Genomic DNA, 1478 nt, shown 5'->3' on the forward strand with positions numbered 1-1478 from the left:
GGGTGCTTCTCCAGCCCGTTCCTCTGTCGTGCAAGGTTAAACAAGCGTGGTGGGTAGCGCTAGTGTCTTGCACATAACAAGCATCTATAACATGGTCGAGGAGAATATGACCTGCTTTATGCAGAGGAAAGGGGAATACCCTATGGTTTTTGTGTTAGACACAAATAAGTGTCCGCTTGCTCCTTGTCACGAAGCAGTTGCGAGAAAGCTGTTGAAACAAGGGAAGGCGGCGATTTACAGGCGATTTCCATTTACCATCATTTTGAAAAAATCAGTAGACGAATCAGAAATTAAAGCAACATATCGGCTAAAAATCGACTATGGAAGCAGGCATACAGGATTAGCGATTTTGCGAGGACAAGAAGTGGTATGGTTAGGGCAACTTGACCATCGCACAGACATCAAGGAAAGAATAGATAAAAGGCGTGCTTTTCGTCGAGCAAGACGAAATCGAAAAACAAGATACAGAAAACCACGCTTTCTGAACCGCAAGCGAAAGGAGGGGTGGTTGCCGTCATCACTAGAGAGTGGTGTGCAAAATATCCAAACATGGGTTAACCGCCTAAAGAAGTTATGCCCCATTGGGTATATATCATACGAAAATGCCAAATTCGACACGCAACTCATGCGAAATCCTGAAATCAATGGTGTAGAGTATCAACAAGGCACGCTACAAGGATATGAAGTACGGGAGTATTTGCTTGAAAAGTTTGGGCGGAAGTGTTGTTATTGCGGAAAAGAAAATGTTCCACTTGAAGTGGAGCATATCATTCCAAAATCGAGAGGTGGAACAGACCGAGTGGATAACCTATGCCTTGCCTGTCATGACTGTAATCAGCGCAAAGGAAGTAAGACAGCAGAAGAATTCGGGTATCCGCACATTCAAAAGCAAGTCAAAGAATCATTAAAGGATGCAAGTGCTATCAACTCGACAAGATGGAAAGCGTATGAAGTGTTAAAGCAGACAGGATTAGATGTCGAGTGTGGAACAGGTGCACGAACAAAAATGAATCGTATTCGTTTAGACTTGCCGAAAACACATTATTTTGACGCTTGTTGTGTAGGCGAAAGCACAACAAATCACTTATATTTCAAAACAAAAGAAGTGTTATTTATCAAGGCAAAAGGGCGTGGTAGTCGCTCTCGTACAAACCTAGATAGATATGGCTTCCCAAGAGGTTATCTTGCAAGACAAAAATTCTTCTTTGGTTTTCAAACAGGGGACATGGTTAAGGCTGTTGTCCCAAGAGGGAAATATCAAGGCGTTTGGTTTGGCGAAGTCGCATGTAGAAAGACTGGAAGTTTCGATATTAAAGGCAAGGACGGAAAGCGTATCGCACAAGGAATAAATTATAGATATGTCCAAGTCATTCAGCGATTTGACGGATATGCTTATGGAAAGGGGGTGGCGGAACTTGCGTAAGGTGCAATTCCTCCCCGTGCCTAAAGGCAGGGGCTTCCTTGCGTAAGTTTCGTGA

Annotated in this window: 1 protein-coding gene; it reads left to right on the plus strand. The window is 43.4% G+C overall.

Annotated elements, in window-relative coordinates; all coding sequences use genetic code 11:
* Window positions 1-142: 142 nt before the first annotated feature.
* Window positions 143-1423, plus strand: a complete 1281-nt coding sequence (gene iscB, locus M4I42_RS16810; protein WP_268853180.1) for an RNA-guided endonuclease IscB — start codon at window positions 143-145, stop codon at window positions 1421-1423.
* The last annotated feature ends 55 nt before the right edge of the window (window positions 1424-1478 follow it).

Source organism: Anoxybacillus sp. J5B_2022 (genome assembly GCF_026847645.1).
Lineage (GTDB): Bacteria > Bacillota > Bacilli > Bacillales > Anoxybacillaceae > Anoxybacteroides.